This window comes from Acidimicrobiales bacterium, assembly GCA_035630295.1.
GTDB lineage: Bacteria > Actinomycetota > Acidimicrobiia > Acidimicrobiales > Iamiaceae > Iamia.
In genome coordinates this window covers 1-19,989 of record DASQKY010000052.1, presented here as the reverse complement: position 1 = coordinate 19,989, position 19,989 = coordinate 1, and the positions used below count along the sequence as shown (strand labels likewise).

At 75.4% G+C, this 19,989-nt stretch carries 23 protein-coding genes and 1 tRNA gene; 7 read left to right on the top strand and 17 right to left on the bottom strand.

Annotated elements, in window-relative coordinates; translation table 11 throughout:
- Nucleotides 1-8: 8 nt before the first annotated feature.
- From VEW93_15005 to VEW93_14980, 6 genes are all read right to left on the bottom strand, one after another.
- Nucleotides 9-1,394, bottom strand: coding sequence for a DUF222 domain-containing protein (locus tag VEW93_15005; GenBank protein HYI63098.1), 1,386 nt, complete (start codon nt 1,392-1,394; stop codon nt 9-11).
- Nucleotides 1,395-1,590: 196 nt separating this feature from the next.
- Entirely contained in the window at nt 1,591-2,184 is a 594-nt protein-coding gene (gene pth, locus VEW93_15000) for an aminoacyl-tRNA hydrolase (protein HYI63097.1), read from the bottom strand.
- Between the two features lie 60 nt (nt 2,185-2,244).
- Entirely contained in the window at nt 2,245-2,919 is a 675-nt protein-coding gene (locus VEW93_14995) for a 50S ribosomal protein L25 (GenBank protein HYI63096.1), read from the bottom strand.
- A gap of 95 nt (nt 2,920-3,014) precedes the next feature.
- Nucleotides 3,015-4,064, bottom strand: coding sequence for a ribose-phosphate diphosphokinase (locus VEW93_14990; GenBank protein HYI63095.1), 1,050 nt, complete (start codon nt 4,062-4,064; stop codon nt 3,015-3,017).
- A gap of 1 nt (nt 4,065) precedes the next feature.
- Nucleotides 4,066-5,175 carry a bifunctional UDP-N-acetylglucosamine diphosphorylase/glucosamine-1-phosphate N-acetyltransferase GlmU gene (glmU, locus tag VEW93_14985; protein HYI63094.1) on the bottom strand — a complete coding sequence of 370 codons (1,110 nt, stop codon included), beginning with the start codon at nt 5,173-5,175 and terminating at the stop codon, nt 4,066-4,068.
- A 53-nt stretch (nt 5,176-5,228) separates the two neighbouring features.
- Nucleotides 5,229-5,301 (bottom strand) — tRNA-Gln (locus tag VEW93_14980).
- A 98-nt stretch (nt 5,302-5,399) separates the two neighbouring features.
- Between VEW93_14980 and VEW93_14975 the strand changes: the two genes are divergently transcribed.
- From VEW93_14975 to VEW93_14955, 5 genes are all read left to right on the top strand, one after another.
- On the top strand, nt 5,400-5,501 hold the full coding sequence (locus VEW93_14975) for an AURKAIP1/COX24 domain-containing protein (GenBank protein HYI63093.1): 102 nt from the start codon (nt 5,400-5,402) through the stop codon (nt 5,499-5,501).
- 289 nt (nt 5,502-5,790) lie between these two features.
- Nucleotides 5,791-6,795, top strand: a complete 1,005-nt coding sequence (locus tag VEW93_14970; GenBank protein HYI63092.1) for an LLM class F420-dependent oxidoreductase — start codon at nt 5,791-5,793, stop codon at nt 6,793-6,795.
- 32 nt (nt 6,796-6,827) lie between these two features.
- Entirely contained in the window at nt 6,828-7,634 is an 807-nt protein-coding gene (locus tag VEW93_14965; protein ID HYI63091.1) for an SDR family oxidoreductase, read from the top strand.
- Nucleotides 7,635-7,639: 5 nt separating this feature from the next.
- Complete coding sequence (locus VEW93_14960; GenBank protein HYI63090.1) at nt 7,640-7,960, top strand: hypothetical protein; 321 nt, start codon at nt 7,640-7,642, stop codon at nt 7,958-7,960.
- 375 nt (nt 7,961-8,335) lie between these two features.
- Entirely contained in the window at nt 8,336-9,046 is a 711-nt protein-coding gene (locus tag VEW93_14955; protein HYI63089.1) for a mismatch-specific DNA-glycosylase, read from the top strand.
- A 6-nt stretch (nt 9,047-9,052) separates the two neighbouring features.
- On the opposite strand, the gene smc is transcribed toward VEW93_14955, so the two are convergent.
- The 10 genes from smc to rsmD form a co-directional block, all read right to left on the bottom strand.
- On the bottom strand, nt 9,053-12,565 hold the full coding sequence (gene smc / locus VEW93_14950) for a chromosome segregation protein SMC (GenBank protein ID HYI63088.1): 3,513 nt from the start codon (nt 12,563-12,565) through the stop codon (nt 9,053-9,055).
- A gap of 22 nt (nt 12,566-12,587) precedes the next feature.
- The gene (locus tag VEW93_14945) at nt 12,588-13,421 is read right to left on the bottom strand and encodes a DNA-formamidopyrimidine glycosylase family protein (GenBank protein ID HYI63087.1); all 834 of its coding nucleotides are present in this window, start codon (nt 13,419-13,421) and stop codon (nt 12,588-12,590) included.
- Nucleotides 13,414-14,145 (bottom strand): ribonuclease III, encoded by a 732-nt coding sequence (gene rnc, locus VEW93_14940; GenBank protein HYI63086.1) that lies wholly within the window; start codon nt 14,143-14,145, stop codon nt 13,414-13,416. The genes VEW93_14945 and rnc overlap by 8 nt, the downstream gene beginning before the upstream one ends.
- A gap of 41 nt (nt 14,146-14,186) precedes the next feature.
- Nucleotides 14,187-14,492 carry an acyl carrier protein gene (locus tag VEW93_14935; GenBank protein HYI63085.1) on the bottom strand — a complete coding sequence of 102 codons (306 nt, stop codon included), beginning with the start codon at nt 14,490-14,492 and terminating at the stop codon, nt 14,187-14,189.
- 81 nt (nt 14,493-14,573) lie between these two features.
- Nucleotides 14,574-15,578 (bottom strand): phosphate acyltransferase PlsX, encoded by a 1,005-nt coding sequence (plsX, locus tag VEW93_14930; protein ID HYI63084.1) that lies wholly within the window; start codon nt 15,576-15,578, stop codon nt 14,574-14,576.
- A gap of 31 nt (nt 15,579-15,609) precedes the next feature.
- Nucleotides 15,610-15,789, bottom strand: coding sequence for a 50S ribosomal protein L32 (gene rpmF, locus VEW93_14925; GenBank protein HYI63083.1), 180 nt, complete (start codon nt 15,787-15,789; stop codon nt 15,610-15,612).
- Nucleotides 15,790-15,855: 66 nt separating this feature from the next.
- The gene (locus VEW93_14920) at nt 15,856-16,407 is read right to left on the bottom strand and encodes a DUF177 domain-containing protein (protein HYI63082.1); all 552 of its coding nucleotides are present in this window, start codon (nt 16,405-16,407) and stop codon (nt 15,856-15,858) included.
- A gap of 25 nt (nt 16,408-16,432) precedes the next feature.
- Nucleotides 16,433-17,146, bottom strand: coding sequence for a hypothetical protein (locus tag VEW93_14915; protein ID HYI63081.1), 714 nt, complete (start codon nt 17,144-17,146; stop codon nt 16,433-16,435).
- Nucleotides 17,143-17,622: a pantetheine-phosphate adenylyltransferase gene (gene coaD / locus VEW93_14910; protein ID HYI63080.1), complete on the bottom strand. Its 480-nt coding sequence runs from the start codon at nt 17,620-17,622 to the stop codon at nt 17,143-17,145. Before coaD ends, VEW93_14915 begins: the two co-directional genes overlap by 4 nt.
- Entirely contained in the window at nt 17,619-18,182 is a 564-nt protein-coding gene (gene rsmD, locus VEW93_14905) for a 16S rRNA (guanine(966)-N(2))-methyltransferase RsmD (protein ID HYI63079.1), read from the bottom strand. Before rsmD ends, coaD begins: the two co-directional genes overlap by 4 nt.
- Before the next feature lie 23 nt (nt 18,183-18,205).
- Here rsmD and VEW93_14900 point away from each other — a divergent pair, with 23 nt between their 5' ends.
- Both VEW93_14900 and VEW93_14895 read left to right on the top strand, forming a co-directional pair.
- Entirely contained in the window at nt 18,206-18,970 is a 765-nt protein-coding gene (locus VEW93_14900; GenBank protein ID HYI63078.1) for a crotonase/enoyl-CoA hydratase family protein, read from the top strand.
- Nucleotides 18,967-19,152 carry a hypothetical protein gene (locus tag VEW93_14895; protein ID HYI63077.1) on the top strand — a complete coding sequence of 62 codons (186 nt, stop codon included), beginning with the start codon at nt 18,967-18,969 and terminating at the stop codon, nt 19,150-19,152. The genes VEW93_14900 and VEW93_14895 overlap by 4 nt, the downstream gene beginning before the upstream one ends.
- Before the next feature lie 3 nt (nt 19,153-19,155).
- Here the strand turns inward: VEW93_14895 and VEW93_14890 are convergent.
- The coding region (locus VEW93_14890; GenBank protein ID HYI63076.1) for a helicase-related protein at nt 19,156-19,989 on the bottom strand (834 nt) is incomplete at its 5' end.

Genomic DNA, 19,989 nt, shown 5'->3' with positions numbered 1-19,989 from the left:
CAGCGCGATCACGGCGCCCGAGGGCGGGTCGGGCCGGCCGCGGCGGTCCCGTCGGGACGAGATGGGGCGAGGCGATGGCGGTGTCGGGCCGCCGGCCCGCCGCCGACCTCGGCCCCGCCATCCTCCTCGGAGGGGCGTGACCTCTCGCTCGCACCGGACGAGCGGCCATCGCCGGGCTGAGTGAGCTCCGCTGGTGGGGGGAGCCCGAGGAGGGCTCGGGTGCGGGTGGTGGTTTGGGGGCGGATGGGTTGGCGGGTGCTGGTCATGGTGCGGCCGGTGGGGCTGGTGAAGGTGACTTGGTCGTCGGGGTTGCCGGTGACGGTCCAGCCGCCGTCGTGGACGAGGTGGTGATGGGCCCAGCACAGGCCGAGCAGGTTGGGGGCGTCGGTGGGGCCTCGGTGGGCGGTCCAGTGGCGGATGTGGTGGATGTGGCGAATGGCCCGTTCGCAGCCCGGGAACCGGCAGGTGCGGTCGCGGTGGGTGATGTGGCGGCGGAGCCAGCGGGGCACGGTCCGGGATCGTCGCCCGATGCCCACCGCTCGCCCCTCCGGGGTCTCGATGACGTGCTCGATGCCGGTGTCGCACAGGTAGCGCAGCACCGCGGACCGCCCGACGCTCATGTCCCCGGCCAGGCCGTTGCCCCCGACCCCACCGGCCACGACCTCCGCGTCCACATGGACCACCACGGTGGTCTCGGTGCTGTCGCCGTCGCAGAGGCCGTGGAGGGCATCGGCGCAGCGGGTGGCGAAGGGGTCCCACAGGCCGGTCTCGGGGTTCGGGCCGGCCGCCTCAGCCAGACCGGTGAGCATCTCGTTGACCGCCACCGCCTGATCGGACGGGAGGAACCCCCGGTAGCGGAACCCCCCGGCGTCGTGATCGGGCCGCCAGTGCAAGCACCGCCGGACCCGCGCCTCGCAGACCTCCGCGTCCTTGACCGGCCGATGCTGACGGGCCAACGCCTCCACCTGCGCCGCGGACAGCCCCGGCAGCCGGTCGGCCATCTCCTCATCGGTGGCCGGCGTCGCGAACCGGGTCGCCGGGCGGACCTGGTCGAACGACACCGCCCCTGACGAGAACACCTCCCGTAGGGCCGGCAGCTCCTCCAGCGCGTGCGCGACGCGCACCCACTCCCGGGCATGCGCGGTGGTCAGCCCGCAGCGTGCCACCAGCCACGAAGCCATGTCCGTGGCCCCATCCTCGGCCCAGTCCCGCGCCGCATCAGCCGCCACGATCACCGACCCCAACACCGCCTGCGTCGCCGCCACCACCCCCGCCAACTCCACGATCACATCCCCCCGACCCCCCGCCCCCACCGCCGCGAAGTCCCCCGCCGACACCCCACCCGGCCGCTCCCCGCCCAGGCCCTGGGTCGCCTCGCTCACCTCATCGGACACAGGGCTCACCTCCGGACCAGCCACGCGCACCACACCGGCACGCTCCAACGACGATCACGGAGGACCGAACCAACCCCGGTCCCCGAAGGGAACCACCACTCTACCCGAACACCAGTTCGACAACCCGCGAGTCACCCGCAGCTCGACCGATGCCTTGCTGTCGCACCGGCGAGGGCGTGGCCCGGCTGCGGGCGTCTCAGGTCGGGTCGGGGCGGGTGTTGAAGCGGGCCATGGCCCGCTCGATGCCGTCGGCCACGATGGCCTCCACCGCGTCGGCGGCCTCGGCGATGACCACGTCCAGCTCGACCCGCTCGGCCTTCCCGGGGCGGCGGAGCACGTGGTCGGCGCCCTGCTGGCGGCCGGGGGGCTTGCCCACCCCGATGCGGACCCGGACGAAGTCCTCGGAGTGCACGTGGGCCACGATCGACTTGAGGCCGTTGTTGCCGGCCAACCCCCCGCCCGCCTTCACCTTCAGGCGTCCGGGCGGCAGGTCGAGCTCGTCGTGCACCACCACCAGGTGGTGGAGGTCGTCGATGCGGTGCCGGCGCAGCAGGGCCCCCACGGCCAGACCCGACTCGTTGTAGAAGGTCTGGGGGACGGCCAGGGCCACCCGGTGGCCGCCCAGGGTCACGTCCACGGTGAGGGCCCGGTCGTTGCGCAGCCCCGGGCGCAGGTCGGCCCGGCACCGCTGCGCCAGCTCGGCCACGGTGTCGGCCCCGACGTTGTGGCGGGTGCGGGCGTACTGGGCCCCGGGGTTGCCCAGCCCGACGACGAGGAGGTCGGCGGGCACGGTCGGGGGCGCGTCGGGGGACGGGTCAGGACGACGGCGGCGCCACCCCAACAGGGGGGATCAGCCCTCGCCGCCCTCGGAGGACCCGCCGCCCTCGGCCGGGGCGTCGCCCTCGGCCTGCTCGGCGGCCAGCTCGGCGTCGGCGGCCTCGATGGCCTCGGACTCGATGGCGGCCCGGGAGACCTGGGCGCTGGCCACGGCCTCCTCGGGGTCGACGTCGGTGGAGACGCCGGCCGGGAGGTCCAGGTCGGCCACGGTGATGGTGTCGCCGACGGCCATGCCCGAGATGTCGTAGGTGAGCTGGTCGGGGATGCTGCCCGGCTTGGCGTTGATGGACAGGGCCTGCATCAGGTGCTCGATCATCCCCTGTTCGTGCATGACCTGCTCCGCCTCGCCCTCCAGCACGATGGGCACGTCGACGGTGATCTCACGGTCCCGGCGGATGAGCAGGAAGTCGACGTGGTCGACGGAGCGGCGGATGGGGTGCCGCTGCATGTCCTTGATGATGGACAGCTGGGCCTCGCCCTCGCCCTCGATCTCCAGGTCGATCAGGGCGTTCACGCCGGCGTCCGTGATGAGCGCGGCCCGCAGGGACCGCCACTCCACGGTGACGGCCAGCGGCTCGCGGCCCAGGCCGTACACGACGGCGGGCACCTTGCCCTCGGCCCGCAGGCGGTTCGAGGACCGGCTGCCGGTGGGGCGGCCAGTGGTGGCGGTGAGGGTGATCTCGGCCATCGGGGGCTCCTACGTCGGAGATCGCGCCGGAGCGCAAGGGTGGTGGACCGGACGAGGGTACCGGCCCCACGGCTCCGCCCCCAAGCGGCCCGCCGTCAGCTCTGGTTGAGGCCCCCGAAGACCTCACTCACCGACGTGTCCTCGAACACCGAGGTCACGGCCTGGGCGATGATGGGCGCCACCGACAGGACCTCGATCTTGTCCAGCTGCTTCTCCGGCGGGAGCGGGAGCGTGTCGGTGATGACCACCTTGGTCAGCGACGAGTTCTTGAGCCGGTCGATGGCCGGGCCCGAGAGCACCCCGTGGGTGGCCATGGCCCACACGTCGGTGGCGCCCTCGGCCCGGAGCAGGTCGGCCGAGGCGCAGATGGTGCCGGCCGAGTCGATCATGTCGTCGATGAGGACGCAGCTCCGGCCGGCCACCTCGCCGATGACGTTGGCCGCCACCACCTCGTTGGCCGTGCCCCGGGGCCGGAACTTGTTGACGAAGGCCAGGTCGGCCCCGACCTCGTTGGCGAAGCGCTTGGCCGCCTTCACCCCGCCCGAGTCGGGCGACACCATCACCAGGTTGCTGGGGTCGGTGTGGGCCCGGAGGTAGTCGACCTGGAGGGGCATGGCCACCAGGTGGTCGACCGGCATGTCGAAGAAGCCCTGGATCTGCCCGGTGTGGAGGTCGACCGACACCACTCGGTCGGCGCCCGCCGCGGTGAGCATGTCGGCCACCAGCTTGGCCGTGATGGGCTCGCGCCCCTCGGCCTTGCGGTCCTGGCGGGCGTAGCCGTAGAAGGGGCACACGGCCGAGATGCGCTTGGCCGACGCCCGCTTGGCGGCGTCGATCATGATGAGCTGCTCCATGAGCGAGTCGTTCACCGACTGGCCGGGCTCGCCCGAGTGGGTCTGGACGATGAACACGTCGGCCCCCCGGATCGACTCGCCGAAGCGGCAGTGCATCTCGCCGTTGGCGAAGCGCCGCAGGTTGGGGTCGCCCAGCCCGACCCCGAGGTGGGAGGCGATGGCGGCGGCCAGGTCGGGGTGCGACGAGCCGCTGTAGAGGTGCAGGCGCTTGGTGGTGTAGGTCTCCATGGCCTTCTCCGCCGGCGGCGGGGGGTCGAGGTGGGGGTCGGTGTCGGGATCGGGTGGGGGCACCTCAGCGGACGTCCCGGGCCGGCAGGGCGAAGAACGGGCCGGTGACGGTGCCGTCGGGGACGGCCTCGCCCGGGGCCAGGTGGGCGTAGGGGCCGACGTGGGCGTCGGCCCCGATCTCGGCGTCGCGGGCCGTGGCCTGCTCGACGGTGGACCGGGCCCCGACCACGCAGTCGACCAGCCGGGTGTTGGGCCCGACCTCGGCCCCCTGGCCGATGACGGTGTGGCCCTGGAGGATGGTGCCGGGGAAGAGGGTGACGTCGGTGGCCAGGTCGACGGTGGTGTCGACGTAGGTGCGCTCGGGGTCGAGCATGGTGACGCCCCGCTGCAACCACCGCTGGTTGGTGCGGTGCCGCAGCTCGGCCTCGGCCGCGGCCAGCTGGGCCCGGTCGTTGACCCCCTGGGTCTCGGCCGGGTCCTCGGCCTCGACCGCGGTGACGCCGTAGCCGGCGTCGTGGAGCACCTCGACCACGTCGGTCAGGTAGTACTCGCCCTGGGCGTTGGCGGGCTGGATGCGCCGGAGGGCCGGGGCCAGGACGCTGCGGCGGAAGCAGTAGATCGACGTGTTGATCTCGTCGATGGCCCGCTGCTCGTCGGTGGCGTCGCGGTGCTCGACGATGCGGGCCACCCGGCCGTCGCGGCCCCGGAGGACCCGGCCGTAGCCGGTGGCGTCGTCCAGGCGGGCGGTCAGGACGGTGCAGGCCGAACCGGAGGCGCGGTGGTGCTCGACCAGGCGGCGGATGGTGGCCGGCCGCAGGAGCGGCGTGTCGCCGGGCAGGACCAGGACGTCGGCCCCGTCGTCGTCGCCGGGCTCGTCGTCGGGGAAGGCGGTGAGGCCCACGGCCACGGCGTCGCCCGTGCCCTGCTGGCTGTGCTGCTCGACGAAGTCGAGGATGAGATCCGGCTCCTCGGCCTGGAGCTTCTTGGTGACCCGCTCGGCCCCGTGGCCGACCACGACCACCACCCGGTCGACGGCGCAGTCGGCCAGGGAGTCGAGGACGTAGCGCACCATCGCCCGCCCGCACAGGAGGTGGAGGGGCTTGGGCCGCTCCGACCGCATGCGGGTGCCCTCGCCGGCGGCGAGGACGACAGCGGACAGCAGGCGCTCGGCCATGGCGCCAGGTCTAGCGCGCCCGGGGCCCGGTCACGAACCAGATCCCGCTCTCGCTCGGGGGGCAGGGCTCGAACCTGCGACATCCGGATTCAAAGTCCGGTGTTCTTCCAGCTGAACTACCCCCGACTGCGCCCGCCAGCCTAGGGCCGGGCCCCCAGCTGGCGCCCAGGCCCCAGGCCGAGGTTGCGGCGCCCCCGGGGGCCACCGCTAGGTTTGCGGACCTCATGGGATCTCTGGTGAAGAAGCGCCGCAAGCGCATGCGGAAGAAGAAGCACAAGAAGATGCTGAAGCGCACCCGCTGGCAGCGCCGCGCCGCCGGCAAGTAGCCGGCCCAGCTCCTCGTCCGACGACCGCCCTCGAGCTCCAGGCTCGGCCGGCGGTCGTCGTCGCGTGCGGGCCCGAGGGCCCGGGCCCGAGGCGACGGTCACTGAGGGTGTTTGAGCCGGGCCTCAGCGGGCAACGCCAGGCGTCCCGTCGTCGCACCAAAGGACCGTTGCCGTGGAGTACAGCCTGGTCGGCATCCTTGTGGTCATCCTCCTCGTGGTCATGATCGTGTACTTCCTGCGCCGGGCCTGAGCGCTCGCCGGCGGGCGGGCCGCCGCTACCGTCGCCGGGGTGACCACCGCTCCCCTCGGCTTCACCTACGCCAGCCTCATGGGCCTCGGGCCGGCCTACGCGGTGGACACGGCCCGGCGGGCCGCCGAGCTCGGCTACCGCTCCTTCTGGACGGCGGAGACCACGGGGCCCGAGGCCTTCTCCCTCCTGGCCGCGGCGGGCGCCGCCGCGCCCGGCCTGGCCCTGGGCACCGGGGTCCTGGCCCTCCAGCTCCGCACCCCGCCGCTGGCCGCCATGTCGGCCGCCACCCTGGCCGCCCTCGACCCTGACCGCGACGTCCTCCTGGGGGTGGGCATCTCCTCCCCGGTGGTGACCAGCCGGTGGCACGGCGCCCCCTACGGCGACGCCCCCCTGGGCCAGGTGCGGGAGTACGTGGCCCTGGTGCGGGAGTGCCTGTCGGGCGAGAAGGTCACCTTCGCCGGCGACCACTACGCCGTGTCGGGCTTCCGCCTGGGGCTCCGCCTCGGGGAGCGGCGCCCCCGGATCGTGGTCGGCGCTCTCGGCCCCCGCATGCTGGCCCTGGCCGGCGAGGTGGCCGACGGCGTGCTCCTCAACTACCTCCCTGCCTCCCACGTGGCCTGGTCGGTGGAGCAGGTCCGGGCCGGCGAGGCGGCGGCCGGGCGGAAGCCGGGGGCCTGCACGGTCTACGCCTACGTCCACGCCGGGGTGGCCGACCGCCACACGGCCCTGGACCGGGGCCGGCGCGACCTGTTCTCGTACGCCGTGGTCGACGCCTACGCCCAGAGCTTCACCCGGGCCGGCTTCGGCGACGCCGTGGCCGAGGTCCGGGCCCGCCACGCCGCCGGCGACCGCGACGGGGCGGTGGCCGCGGTCAGCGACGAGATGGTCGATGCCATCGACGTGGTGGGCGACGCCGACCTGGTGCGGGACACCATCGCCGCCTACGCCGAGGCCGGCGTCGACCACCCGGTGCTCATGCCTCTGCCCTGGGGCGACGACCGCCGCCAGGTGGTGGAGGACACCCTCCGGGCCGCCATCGGCTGATCGCGGTCGCCGCCCTGGGTAGCGTCGGCGCCATGAGCTCGCTGGACGGGACGACCTGCCTGATCACCGGAGGGGCCCGGGGCATCGGGTACGCCCTGGCCGACCGCTTCCTGGCCGAGGGGGCGGCCGGGGTCGCCGTGGTCGACCTCGACCAGGGCGACTGCGACACGGCCGCCGCCCGCCTGGCCGAGCGCCACGGTGACCGGGTCCTGGCCCACGCCGCCGACGTCAGCGATGAGGGGGCGGTGCGGGACGCGGTGACCGCCACCGAGGAGCGCTTCGGGCCGGTGGACCTGTTCGCGGCCAACGCCGGCATCGGCACCGGCCTGGGCCTGGACGCCGACGACGACGTGTGGGAGCGGACGTGGCAGGTCAACGTCATGGCCCACGTGGTGGCGGCCCGGGTGGTGGTGCCGGACATGCTGGCCCGGGGCGGGGGCACGTTCCTGGCCACGGCGTCGGCCGCCGGGCTGCTGGCCCAGATCGGCGACGCCCCGTACTCGGTGACCAAGCACGCCGCCGTGGCCTTCGCCGAGTGGCTGGCCATCACCCACGGCGACGAGGGCCTGCGGGTCCACTGCCTGTGCCCCCAGGGCGTCAACACCGACCTCCTCCGGAGCGGCATGGGCCTGAGCGACGCCGTCGAGACGGTGGCCATCCACGGGGTGATCGAGCCCGAGCAGGTGGCCGGGGACGTGGTGGCCGCCCTGGCCGAGGGGCGGTTCCTGATCCTCCCCCACCCCGAGGTGGCCCAGTACCAGCAGCGCAAGGCGGCCGATCCCGACCGCTGGCTGGCCGGCATGCGCCGCCTCCAGGCCCGGATCCGGGGCGGCTCCTGACCGGCATGGGGGCGGACGGCGCACCGAGCCTGCTCGAGGTCGGGCTGCACGCCGGCGACGTGGTCCGGTTCCGGCCCCAGCCCCAGGCCCGCTGGCAGGAGGCCACCGTCGAGCGCCGCGAGCGGGACGGCTCGGTCGGCGTGCGCGACGGCCGGGGCGCGGCCCGGGCCCTGGGCCTCCACCGCCTGGAGGTGCGCGCCGTCGGCCCCCGGGGCGCCCGCACCTGGGAGCCGGTGACCGAGCGGGCGGCCCGGGAGGAGCAGCTCGACCTGTTCGTCGACACCGCCCCCGCCGAGGCCCGTCCGACCGGGCGGCGGCGCCGGTGACCCTCGACCGGGAGACGGTGGCGGCCTACGAGCGCGGCGTCGGGACCTACGTGGCCCGGGGCACGCCGCCCGATGCCGAGCGGGCCACGGCGCTGGCCGCCGGGGCCGGGGGCGGGCCGGTGCTGGACCTGGGGTGCGGCCCGGGCAAGGACCTCGGGGCCCTGGGCCCCGGAGCCATCGGGCTCGACCCGGTGGCGGCCATGCTCGACGAGGCTCGACGGGCCCAGCCCACCGTGCCGTTGGTGCGGGCCGCGGCCGGGGCCCTCCCGTTCCGGCCCCGGTCGCTGGCCGGGGCGTGGGCCAGCAAGAGCCTCCAGCACGTGGCCGCCCCCCGACCTGCCCCTGGCCCTGGCCGACCTGCACCGGAGCCTGGCCGTGGGGGCGCCCCTGGCCGTCCGGGTCTTCGCCGGGGACGGCACGCACCGCTCCGACGGCGACCTCCCCGGCCGCCGGTTCACGTTCTGGGACCCCGACCGGTTCACCGACCTGGTCGAGGGGGCCGGCTTCGTGGACGTGGCCCAGGAACCGGTGGACACGGCCGTGGCCCAGGACTGGCGGGAGCTCCGCCTCGCCGCCACCCGGGGCCGGACCCTGGCCGACACGGTGGGACCGGGGATGCGGCTGCTGGCCTGCGGCCTCAACCCCAGCCTCCACGCCGCCGATGCCGGGGTGGGCTACGTCGGGCCCGGCAACCGCTTCTGGCCGGCCCTGGCCGCCGCCGGCCTCCTGCCCCCGGGGGCCGACCGGGACCCGTGGCGACTGCTGGCCGACGGGGGCATCGGCATGACCGACCTGGTCAAGCGGGCCACGCCCCGAGCCGCGGAGCTGGCCCCGGCCGAGCATCGGGCCGGCGTGGCCCGCCTCGACCGGCTGTGCGCCCTGCTGGCACCGGCCGCCGTCCTGGTGGTGGGGCTGGCCGGGTGGCGGGCCGCTGTCGACCGCCGGGCGGGGCCGGGGTGGCAGGCCCGACGGCTGGGGCCCTCGCCGGCCTACGTCATGCCCTCCACCAGCGGGCTCAACGCCGCCACCAGCCTGGCCACCCTGGTCGAGCACCTGCGGGCCGCAGCGGCCGGCCCCCCGGCCTGAGCGGGCTCAGGCGTCGGCGGCGGCCTTCTCGGCCAGGACCTGGCTGGAGCCGCCGGGCTGCATGGTGACGCCGTAGAGCAGGTCGGCGGCCTCCATGGTGCGCTTCTGGTGGCTCACGATGATGAGCTGGGCGTCGGCCCGGAACTCGGCCACCAGGCCCAGGAACCGGTGCAGGTTCACGTCGTCGAGGGCGGCCTCCACCTCGTCCATGACGTAGAAGGGCGAGGGCCGGGCCCGGAACACGGCGAACAGGTAGGCCAGCGCGGTCAGCGAGCGCTCGCCGCCGGAGAGCAGGGAGAGCTTCTTCACGTTCTTGCCCGACGGCTTGGCCTCGATCTCCACGCCGGTGGACAGCAGGTCCTCGGGGCTGGTGAGGGTGAGCCGGCCCTGGCCGCCGGGGAACAGCGTCTCGAACAGGTGGCGGAAGTTGGCCTCCACATCGGCGTAGGCGGCGGCGAAGACGGTGACGATCTCGGCGTCCACGGCCCGGATGACCTTGGCCAGGTCGCGGCGGGCCGCCTTCACGTCGTCGAGCTGGGCCTCGACGTGCTCGTGGCGCTCCTGGAGGGCGGTGAACTCCTCCAGGGCCAGCGGGTTGATGGGCCCCAGCAGCCGCAGCTCGCGCTCCAGGTCCCGGACCCGGGCCGGCGCCGTGGTGCCCTCGGGGACCTCGGGGGCGGGGGCGGCCAGGGCGGTGTCGGGGTCGACGTCCAGGTCGCGGCGCATGGCCTCGACCGCGGTCTCGATGCGGAGGGTGACCTCGGAGATGTCCAGCTCGGCTCGCTGCAGGCGCTCGCGGGTGCCGGCCAGGCCCCGCTCGGCCTCGACCCGGTGGCGACGGGTGGACTCCAGCTCGGCGGCCACCGCCCGGGCCGCGTCGGACTGGCGCCGGCGCCGCTCGCGCAGGCCGGCCAGGGTGGCCTCCACGCCGTCCAGGCGGCGGGCCACCAGGTCGGCCAGGCGGCCCACGGCCACCTCCTGGCGCTCCAGGTCGACCCGGCGGGCCTCGGCCTGGGACCGGGCCGCCTGGTTGTGGGACAGGCGCTCCTCGACCTCGGCCCGGCGCCGGCCGAGGAGCTGGTGGCGCTCGTCCAGGCCGGCGGCCCGGACCTCGATGTCGCTGCGCAGGGCGGCCACCTCGGTGGCCCGCTCCTCGAGGCGGGCCCGGCTGTCGGCCGCGGCCCGGGCCCGATCCGCCCGCCGGGCCTCCTCGGCCTCCAGGCCGGGCAGATCGCCCGCCAGGGCCGCCACCCGCTCGCCGTCGCGGCCGACCCGCTCGTCCAGCTCGGTGGCGTGGGCCTGGAGGGACTCGCCCTCGCCGGCCAGGTCGCGACGGTCGGCGTCGGTCCGCGCCAGGGCGTCGCCGGCCGCCGCCATCCGGCTGTCGTTGCGGTCGAGGGCCCGGCTGGCCTCGGCCTCGGCGGCCCGGGCCCCGGTGACGGCCCGTCGCCGCTCGGCGACCTCGGCCGCCGCCCCGTCGGCCTCCACGGTGGCCGAGGCGGCCCGCTCCCGGGCCTCGGCCAGGGCGGCCCCGGTGGCCCCGGAGCCGGCGGCCCCGACCCGCCAGCCGTCGGGGGCGAAGCGGTCGCCGTCCCGGGTGACGACCACGGAGCCGGGGTGGGCCAGGGCCACGTCCACCGCCACCGGCCATCCCTCGACCACCACCACCGACCCGGCCAGGCTGTCCAGCAGGGGCTCGACCCCCGGGTCGAGCGCTCGCACGTGGGGCCGGAGGGGCGCCCCGCCGGCCACCGCCGGTGGCGGGGTGGCGGCCACGCCGGCCAGGGCGGGGACGACGGCCCCGGTCAGGCCCCCGTCGACCAGCGTGCCCAGGGCCCGACGGGCGCCTTCCACCCCGTCGACCACCACGGCGGACAGGGCCGGGCCGGCCGCCGCCTCGAAGGCCGCCTCCCAGCCGGCGTCCACGGCCACCACGTCGAGGAGGGTGCCCAGCACGCCGGGCACGCCGGCCAGCCGCTCGGCCCCGGCCGCGGCCCGGGCCTCGTCGAGCGCCAGGGCCAGGGCGTCGGCCCGGGCCGACCACCGGTGGCGCTCGCCGTCCGCGCTCCGGAGGCGCTCCTCGGCCTCCTCCACCGCGGCCTCGGCCCCGGCCCGGCCCGCGGTGGCGGTGTCGACCGCGGCGGCCAGGGACCCCGCGGCCTGCTCGGCAGCGGCCAGCTCGGCCCGGAGCCGCTCGGACTCCTGGTCCAGGCGGGTGGCCTTGGTGGCCACCGCCTCCAGGCGGGCTGCCACCCGGCGGCGCTCGTCCTCGCTGCGCTCCTGCGAGGCCCGCACGGCCAGCAGCTCGCCCCGCACCTCGGCGGCCCTGCTGGTGGTGGCCGGGCCGGCCTCGGCCCCCTTCCGGTCGGCGGGGTCACCGTCGCCGGCCGGGGCGCTCCACCGCTCGGCCACCTCGGCCCGCTCGCGGGCCAGGACCTCCTCGGCCTCCTCCAGCCGCTCGCGGTCGGGCAGGAGGCGGGCCCGGTCCTCCCGGACGGCGTCGAGCTCGGCGTCGAGCCGGGCCGCCTCGGCCTCCAGCGAGGCGATGACGGCCTGGTCGACCGCGGCGCCCCGCTGGCGCTCCAGGCCCCGGCGCCGCTCGACCAGCACCGCGGCCAGGCCCCGGGCCCGCTCCCGCAGGGCCTCGCAGCGGGCCAGGTCGTCGCCCAGGTCGTCGCCGCCCAGGGCCGACAGGCGGGTCTCGGTGGCCAGCACCTCGGTGTCGAGGCGGGCCAGGGTGGCCTTGGCCTCGGCCTCGCCGGCCCGCAGCTCCCGGCGGGTCCGGTCCCCGGCCTCCAGGCGGGCGCGGAGCCGGGCCAGCTCCTGGCCGGCCAGGTGCACCCGCAGGGCGGTCAGCTCGGTGACCAGGTCGCCGTGGCGGCGGGCGGCCTCGGCCTGGCGCTCCAGGGGCCGGAGCTGGCGGCGGACCTCCCGCAGCAGGTCCTGCAGGCGGGTGAGGTTGGCCTCGGTCCCGGCCAGGCGGCGCTCGGCCTTCTCCTTGCGGCGCCGGAACTTCAGGATGCCGGCCGCCTCCTCGATGATGAGGCGGCGCTCCTCGGGCCTGGTGTTGAGCACGGCGTCGATCTGGCCCTGGGAGATGATGACGTGCTGCTGGCGGCCGACCCCGGAGTCCGACAGCAGCTCCTGGATGTCGAGCATGCGACAGGGCACGCCGTTGATGGCGTACTCGCTGTCGCCGGAGCGCCAGAGGGTGCGGGTCAGGGTGACCTCGCCGAAGTCGATGGGCAGCAGGCCGGCCGAGTTGTCGATGGTCAGGCTCACCTCGGCCCGGCCCAGGGCCGGCCGGCTGGCGGTGCCGGCGAAGATGACGTCGTCCATCTTCTGGCTCCGCACCGCGCTGGGGGCCTGGGCGCCCAGCACCCAGGCGATGGCGTCGACCACGTTGGACTTGCCGCTGCCGTTGGGGCCGACCACCACGGTGACGCCCGGCTCCATCTCCAGGCTGGTGGCGTCGGCGAACGACTTGAAGCCCTTCAGGCTGAGGGTCTTCAGGAACACGATCGCTCCTCGGGGCGGGCCGTCAGACCTGGCAGTCCGGGCACATGAAGAGGGTGGACTTGGCGTAGCGCACCTTGGTGACGGTGCCCCGGCAGCGGGCGCAGGCCTCGCCGGCCCGACCGTAGACCTGGAGCATGGACTGGTAGCCACCGGGCTTGCCGGACAGGTCGTGGTAGCCGCCGGGGGGCAGGGTGGTGCCCCGGTGCTTGGTGGCGTCGTGGAGGGTCTCGACCAGGGCCCGGTACAGGCGGCGCATCTCCTGGGAGGTCAGCAGGTGCGACTCGCGGTCGTGGCGCAGCCCGGCCTGCCAGGCGATCTCGTCGGAGTACACGGCGCCGATGCCCACCACCGCGGTCTGGTCGGTGAGGACGGTCTTGATGGGCTGGGCCCGGCTGAGCAGCAGGTGCCCGAACGTGGTCCAGGAGATGGGCTCGTCGACCGGGTCGAGGCCCAGCTCGGTCAGCACCGGCTCCTGCTCCAGGAGCTCGTCGGGGGTGGCCACCCAGGTCGCCATGACCCCGTCGGGGTCGACCATGCGCAGCTGGCCGCCCTGGGTGAAGGAGATGATGACCTGCGTCCCCTTCTGCACCTCCTCCTTGGGCGTGGTGCGCCGCAGGTTCCCCCCGTCCCGCAGGTCGAGGACCAGCAGCTCGGCGCTGTCCAGCTTGAGGGTCAGGAACAGGCCCCGCCGGTCGGCGCCGGTGATCTTCACCCCGTCGAGCCGCTCGGCCAGCTGCTTCTTGGTGATGCGCTTCACCGCGGTGCGGCCCAGCACCTCGACCGCCTTGACGCGCTTGCCCCCCACCTCCCGGTCGAGGTCGCGGCGCAGGGTCTCCATCTCGGGCAGCTCAGGCATTCTCGGTCTCGTGGGTCGGGGCGGACAGCGTGTCGGCCGGGGGGGTCTCGGGGGGTGCGGCGTCGTCGCCGTGGGCGGCGGCCAGGACCTCGTAGGCCTGGCGGGCGGCCCGCTGCTCGGCCTGCTTCTTGGACCGCCCGGAGCCGGAGCCCCACGCCTGGCCGTCGAGGCGGACGGTGGCCACGAAGGTCTTGTCGTGCTCGGGGCCGCTGTCGGTGACCTGGTAGCCCACCGGCTGGCGCAGCACCCGGCTGGCGTACTCCTGGAGGCGGCTCTTGTCGTCGAGGTGGCCGGGCTCGCCGGAGGCGACGCCCAGGCGGTGGCCCAGCAGGTGGAGGATGACGGTCCGGGAGGCGTCCCGGCCGGCGTCGAGGTGCACGGCCCCGATCACCGCCTCCAGGGCGTCGGCCAGGATGGACGGCTTCTCTCGGCCGCCGGTGGCCTCCTCGCCCTTGCCCAGCCGGACCTCGGCCCCCAGGCCCAGCTCCTCGGCCGTGTCGGCCAGGGTGCTGGCCCGCACCACCGTGGCCCGGGCCCGGGACAACCACCCCTCGTCGGCGTCGGGGTAGCAGCGGTACAGCTCCTCGGCCACCACCGCGCCCAGCACGGCGTCGCCCAGGAACTCCAGGCGCTCGTTGGACGTGCCGCCGGGGTTCTCGGCGCACCACGACCGGTGGCACATGGCCACCTCGAGCAGGCCGGGGTCGGCGAAGCGGTGGCCTATGCGGTCGACCAGGGACGGCGACAGGGAGGTCGGGGGCTCGGTCAGGACGCGACGTCGCCGCTGACGCGGGCGTGCACGTAGTCGACGGCGTCGCGGACCGTCTTCAGGTCCTCGAGGTCCTCGTCCTCGATGCGGAACCCCACGGTCCGCTCGCCGATCTCCTCCTCCAGGGCCTCGACCAGCTCGATGAGGGCCAGGGAGTCCGCTTCCAGGTCATCGGCGAAGGAATCGCCCTCGTGGACCTCGGAGGCGTCGATCTCGAGGATGTCGACCAGGCGGTCGCGGATGAGCTCGAACACCTCCTGGCGGCTCATGGGGCCCTGCTGGGTGTGGGTCTCGGCGGGCAACGCAGCTCCTGGATGGCTCGGCGAACCCTCCGACCATAGTCGACACCCAACTTTGTGCGCTTGTGAACGGAGGCCCTCCGTTCAGGAAGGGCCGGTCCCCACCGCGGCGGCGATGGCGCCGACCAGGTCGGAGCGGACGGCCTCGGCCGCCACCCGGCAGGCGTTCACGATGGCGGTGGCCGACGAGGAGCCGTGGCTGATGACGCAGACGCCGTCCACCCCCAGCAGCACCGCCCCGCCGGTGGCGTCGGGGTCGAGCTGGCCGTAGAGGGGCAGCAGGGCCGGCATCAGCACCTCGGCGGCGGCCCGGGTCGCGTCGTCGGTGTCGAAGGCGCCCAGGATGGCCCCCACCAGGGCGCGCATGGCCCCCTCCAGGGACTTCAGGGCCACGTTGCCGGTGAAGCCGTCGGTCACCACCACGTCCACCCCGGGGGTCATGAGGTCGCGGCCCTCCACGTTGCCGGCGAAGGTGGCGCCGCAGGCCTCCTGCCAGGCCCCGTCGGCCAGCAGCGCGTGGGCCTCCTTGCGCAGGGCGTCGCCCTTGCTCGGCTCCTCGCCGATGGAGAGCAGCCCCACCCGGGGGGTGGCGGTGCCGAAGCGGTCCCGGGCGAACACCGCGCCCATGCGGGCGAACTGCACCAGCCACTCGGCCTGGCAGTCGGCGTTGGCCCCGGCGTCGAGGAGCACCAGGGGGGTGTCGTGGCCGGGGCGGGGCAGCGGGGTGGCGATGGCCGGGCGGGACACACCTCGGGTGCGGCCCATGCGGAGCAGGGCGGCACCCCAGGTGGCGCCGGTGTTGCCGGCGCTGACCATGGCCGAGGCCCGGCCGTCGCGCACGGCCTCGGCCGCCCGGACGAGGGACGAGTCCTTCTTGCGGCGCACGCCCTTGCCCGGGTCCTCGTCCATGGCGATGACCTCGGAGGCGGCCACCACCTCCAGGGAGGTGCCGGCCAGGCGCTCGGGGTCGCCGACCAGGACGACGGGCAGCCCCAGCTCGGCCGCGGCCTGCTCGGCCCCGGCCACGATCTCGTCAGGAGCCCGGTCGCCGCCCATGGCGTCGACCGCGATGGGGGCGGGGAGGGTCATCGAGGGCTCGACCCGGCCGGCGGGCGGGCGCTCAGTCGACGTCGAGGGCCTGGCGGCCCTTGTACCAGCCACAGGTGCCGCACACCCGGTGGGGCAGCTTCACCGCGGCGCAGCGCGGGCACGAGCTGCGGCTCGGGGCGTCGAGGCGCCACGCCCCGGCCCGGCGGCTGCGGCTCTTGGCCTTGGAGGTCTTCTTCTTGGGGACGGCCATCGCAGTCGTTCCTGGTGCTCAGCGGTGAGGGATCCCGGCAGAGTGCCCGGGCACGGAGAGGCGATGCTAGCGGTCGCCGGAGTCCCCGGGCGAAGTCGGCGGTCGGTCGAACCGGAGCTGGTCCAGGGCGGACCACCGCGGGTCGCCCGGCGGCTCGTCCCGCGGGCCGTCGCCCTCGACCACGGCCGGGAAGCGCTCCGGGTCGGGGCCGGCGCAGTCGTCGGAGCACAGCGGCACCAGGGGCAGGGCCAGCAGGACCGCCTCCCGCAGCACCGGCCCCAGGTCGATCGTGTCACCCTCGACCGGCCACGTCTCGCCCTCGACCGGCTGGGGCGTGAAGACCTCGCGCAGGTCGGCCTCGACCCGGCCGGCCACGGGCCGCAGGCAGCGCCGGCACTCGCCCTCCCAGTCGAAGGAGAGGGTGCCGGTGACCACGATGTCGGCCCCGGTGGCCTCGGCCACGGCGTCCAGCTCGACATCGGAGCCGGCGGGCACCAGGGAGGTGGTGGTGGCCAGGTCGCCCAGGGCCGCGGCGGGCACGGCCCGGCCCACCGGGCGGGGCGCGCCGGGCCGCCGTCGCAGGTCGGCGACGTGCTCGACGGTGCGCACCCGGCTCACGCCGCCACGACCCGGGCCCGGCCGCTCAGGTCTCGTCCTGGTCGAAGAAGCCGGCCTGGCCCTCCTCGACCGGGGCGGGGGCCGGCGCCTCCTGGGGCCGGCCGAAGCCGCCGGGCGGCACCGCGGCCGGGGCCACCGGGACCTGCTCGCTGATCGGCTCGTCGGCGGCCCCGGCCTCGACCTCGGCCTCGGGGGCGGCCATGGGGGTGGCGTTGAGCTTCTCGCGGCCGGCGTGGACCATCTTCATGGTCCGCTCCAGCACGATCTCGAACTGGGCCAGGCGCTGGTCGCAGAAGTCCTCGCACTCGTGGCGGAGGCGGCGGGCCTCGTCCTCGGCCGCCTCCACCATGCGCCGGGCCCGCTGCTCGGCCGCCTTGACCACCTCGGTGCGCTGGACCATGGACTCGGCCTTGGCGCTGGCCTGGTCGAGGATCTCGTCGCCCTCGCTCTGCACCCGGGCCAGGAAGTCGTCGCGCTCCTTGAGCAGCCAGCGGGCCTGGCGCAGCTCGTCGGGGAGGCGGTCGATGGCCTCGCCCAGCAGGTCGAGCACCTCGTCCCGGTTGATCATCACCGACGACGACAGGGGCATGGGCCGACCCGAGGCGATGACGTCGGCGGCCCGCTTGAGGAGGGCGTCGGCCTCGGGGCCGGCCAGGGGGTCGCGGGAGCGGCGGGGGGTGGCCTGCGGGTGCTGGCCGCTGGCCTCGCCGGCGGTGGGCACGTCGTCGCGGAACGTCATCGGTCGAACCTCTCTGCGAGTCGCTTGGCCACCGGGGCCGGCACCATGGACGTGACGTCGCCGCCGAAGCGGGCGATCTCCCGGATCAGCTTGGAGGCGACGAAGGAGTGGGCGGTGGCCGAGGGGACGAACACGGTGTGGACCCCGGAGATGGCCAGGTTCATGTGGGCCTGGTGCATCTCGGACTCGAAGTCCGACACGGCCCGGAGCCCCTTCATGATGAAGTCGGCGTCCACGTCTTGCGCCACCTCCACCACCAGCTTGGCGAAGCCCACCACCCGGACGTTGGCCAGGTGGGCCACCGAGTCCTCCAGCAGGGCCGACCGCTCGGCCAGGTCGAACATGGGCTCGCCCTTCTGCGGGTTGCGCAGGACGGCCACCACCACCTCGTCGAACAGGCCGGCCGCCACCTCGATGATCTCGATGTGGCCGTTGTGCACGGGATCGAAGGACCCGGGGTACAAGACGATGGTCACGAGGAGGGCCCGGGGCCGGGGACGAGCATCTGCACCACCGTACCGCCGTAGCGCTTCTCCCTGATGACCCTCCACCCGCCGTCGAGCTGGCCGCCGTCGCCGATGATCGGGCGGTCGGACTCCACCACCACCACCGCGTCGCGGTCCAGGCGGGCCGCCACCAGGTCGAGGAGCGCCGGCCAGGCGTCGGTGGCGTGCGGCGGGTCGAGGAGGACCAGGTCGAACCGCTCGGCGGTGGCGGCCAGGTGGGCCAGGGCGTCGCCGTCCACGAGACGGGCCCGGCCGTCCACGCCGGTGGCGGCCAGGTTGGCCTCGACCACCCGGCGGGCCGACCGGTCGCGCTCGACGAAGGTGCACCGCGCGGCCCCCCGGGACAGGGCCTCGATGCCCAGGGCACCGCTGCCGGCGAAGGCGTCGAGCACCACCGCCCCGGCCACCGCGCCCCGGCTGTCGAGGGCGTTGAACGTGGCCTGGCGCACCCGATCGGCGGTGGGGCGGGTGGCCGTCCCCCCGGGGGCGGACAGGCGGCGGCCCCGAGCCGAGCCGGCGATGACGCGCATGGCGGGAGCGTAGGTTCGGGCCCATGAGCGACGCCGACACCGAGGTCCCGGACGGGGTGACCGTCGTCCGCATCGGGCGGCCGGAGCGCCGCAACGCCATCGACAGCGCCACCGCCCAGCGCCTCCACGACGAGCTCATCGCCTTCGACGAGGATCCGGACCTGCGGGTGGCGGTGCTCACCGGTGACGAGCGGGCCTTCTGCGCCGGCGCCGACCTGAAGGACCTGCCCGCCCTGCGGCCGTCGGGGCCCCTGGGCCCCACCCGGCTCCAGCTGTCCAAGCCGGTCGTCGCCGCGGTGGAGGGCTGGTGCGTGGCCGGCGGGATCGAGCTGGCGGCCTGGTGCGACCTGCGAGTGGCCGGGCAGAGCGCCCGCTTCGGCTGCCTGGAGCGGCGCTGGGGCGTGCCCCTGGTCGACGGGGGCACCTACCGGCTGCCCCGCATCGTGGGCCTGGGCCGGGCCCTGGACTGGATGCTGACCGGCCGGGAGGTGCCGGCCGCCGAGGCCGAGCGGGCCGGGTTCGTCACCCGCCTGGTGCCCGACGGGCAGGCCCTGGCCGCGGCGCTGGACCTGGCCGCCGGCATCGCCTCGGCCCCCTGGGCCTGCGTGGTCCACGACCGGGCCGCGGCCTACGAGGGCCTGGGCCTGGGCCTGGAGGAGGGGCTGGCCAACGAGGACCGCCACGGCCGGGACGTGATCTTCGCCGAGGGGTTCGCCGAGGGCGTGGCCCGCTTCGGGGCCAACCAGGCCCGCCGGGCCGAGGCCGGCCAGCGGGGGGCCGGGGCGTGAGCGAGGACGTCCCCCTGGTCCCCGAGGTGATCGACTGCATCGACTGCGGCGGCCGGGCCCACCGCCTCTCCTTCCCCCCCGAGGAGGGCGACTGGGAGCCCGGCGAGGTGGTGGCCTACCGCTGCGAGGACTGCCTCGACCGCTGGGACCTGGTCGTCCCCGGAGCCGAGGACGACGAGTAGCCCTCAGCCCTTGAGGAGGAAGTCCTGCTCGTCCTCGCCCAGGAACAGGGCCACCTCGTCGGCCAGGAGGGGGTGGGCCGAGAGGTCGGGGTCGCCGTCGACCAGGGCGATGGCCACGTCGCGGGCCTTGGCCACCCACTCGCGGTCGCGGCGCAGGGAGGCCAGCTTCAGGTCGCTGCGCCCCTTCTGGCGCTCGCCCATGAGCGTGCCCTCGCCCCGCAGGTCCAGGTCGACCTCGGCCAGCTCGAAGCCGTCGGTGGTGCGGACCAGGGCCTCCAGCCGGGCCTCGGCCTCCTCGGTGGAGCCGGCGGCCACCAGGTAGCAGGTCGAGCGGTGGCTCCCCCGCCCCACCCGCCCCCGGAGCTGGTGGAGCTGGGCGATGCCGAAGCGGTCGGCGTCGAGGACCACCATCACGGTCGCGTTGGGGACGTCGACGCCGACCTCGATCACCGTCGTGGCCACCAGCACGTCGGTCTGCCCGGCCGCGTACCGGCCCATCACAGCGTCCTTCTCCTCGGCCGGCAGCTGACCGTGGAGCATCTCGACCTTCAACCCCGCCAGCGGTCCGGCGGTCAGCCGCGCAAACACCTCTTCGACGGCGGCGGCGGGCGGCAGGTCCTCGGCCTCGGGATCCAGCCAGGTCGGACTGTCCGGCCCGGGCTTGTCGGTGCTGGAGATCCGGGGGCAGACGACGTACGCCTGCCGACCCTGCTCGACCTCCTCCAGCACGTGGGCCCACGCCGACGCCTCGGCGATCGGTCCCTGCGCCCACACGGTCGTGACGGACCCGCGCCGCGGCGGGAGCTCCTTGATCACGCTGACGTCGAGGTCGCCGTA

Coding starts and splice junctions, on each gene's coding strand:
- VEW93_14995 (HYI63096.1), bottom strand. CDS start 2,919: ATGGCCGAGATCACCCTCACCGCCACCACTGGCCGCCCCACCGGCAGC.
- glmU (HYI63094.1), bottom strand. CDS start 5,175: ATGGCCGAGCGCCTGCTGTCCGCTGTCGTCCTCGCCGCCGGCGAGGGC.
- VEW93_14975 (HYI63093.1), top strand. CDS start 5,400: ATGGGATCTCTGGTGAAGAAGCGCCGCAAGCGCATGCGGAAGAAGAAG.
- VEW93_14965 (HYI63091.1), top strand. CDS start 6,828: ATGAGCTCGCTGGACGGGACGACCTGCCTGATCACCGGAGGGGCCCGG.
- VEW93_14960 (HYI63090.1), top strand. CDS start 7,640: ATGGGGGCGGACGGCGCACCGAGCCTGCTCGAGGTCGGGCTGCACGCC.
- VEW93_14945 (HYI63087.1), bottom strand. CDS start 13,421: ATGCCTGAGCTGCCCGAGATGGAGACCCTGCGCCGCGACCTCGACCGG.
- plsX (HYI63084.1), bottom strand. CDS start 15,578: ATGACCCTCCCCGCCCCCATCGCGGTCGACGCCATGGGCGGCGACCGG.
- rpmF (HYI63083.1), bottom strand. CDS start 15,789: ATGGCCGTCCCCAAGAAGAAGACCTCCAAGGCCAAGAGCCGCAGCCGC.
- VEW93_14915 (HYI63081.1), bottom strand. CDS start 17,146: ATGACGTTCCGCGACGACGTGCCCACCGCCGGCGAGGCCAGCGGCCAG.
- rsmD (HYI63079.1), bottom strand. CDS start 18,182: ATGCGCGTCATCGCCGGCTCGGCTCGGGGCCGCCGCCTGTCCGCCCCC.
- VEW93_14900 (HYI63078.1), top strand. CDS start 18,206: ATGAGCGACGCCGACACCGAGGTCCCGGACGGGGTGACCGTCGTCCGC.